Origin of the sequence: Burkholderia sp. HMSC10F09, assembly GCF_001806955.1 — a bacterium.
Lineage (GTDB): Bacteria > Pseudomonadota > Gammaproteobacteria > Burkholderiales > Burkholderiaceae > Burkholderia > Burkholderia multivorans.
Map to the genome: position 1 here is coordinate 11,004 of NZ_KV786907.1, position 574 is coordinate 11,577.

The following is a 574-nucleotide window of genomic DNA, read 5'->3' on the forward strand; positions in this document are numbered from 1 at the left end:
GGACAGCGTCGCGGTCCAGTAGCCCCACGGAATCGAGTAGAAGCCGTTCCAGCCGTGCGAGCCCAGGCGCTTGTCGCCAAATTCGAGATCCTGGCTGACGCCAATATTGAAGACATCGTTCAGGCCCAGCGGGTTATCGATCCCGAGCGACAAATTGCCCTGCAGCTTCCCGGTCGCACGCGTTCCGGAGTTATCGATCGACGCGACGATGGTCCACGGCTTGCCGCGCTTTACGTCGAGCACGATGTCGCTTTCGCCGGGCACATCGGCCGGCACGATCTGCATCGACACATCCTGGCTCGACACGCGTTTCATCTGCTCGAGGCCCTGTTCGAGGTCGCGCAGATTCAGCAGTTCGCCGTCGCCAGTCGGAAAGGCGGTTTTCCAGGTGCCGCGGAGCTTTTCGTCGGCGAAGCGCACATGGCGGATCACGCCGGGAATCAGTGAAAACTTGAGGGCACCGGTCGACAGGTCCTGTTCGGGCAGCAGCACACGTGTCGTCACGTAGCCGCGCGCCAGGATGGCTTGCGATAGACCCTTGACCAGCACATCGATACCTTGCTTGCCGACGCAC

General features: G+C 61.8%; 1 protein-coding gene. It reads right to left on the reverse strand.

What is annotated here, in order from left to right; translation table 11 throughout:
• On the reverse strand, window positions 1-574 hold a 574-nt coding region (locus HMPREF3115_RS32860; protein WP_305367019.1), incomplete at both ends, for a ShlB/FhaC/HecB family hemolysin secretion/activation protein.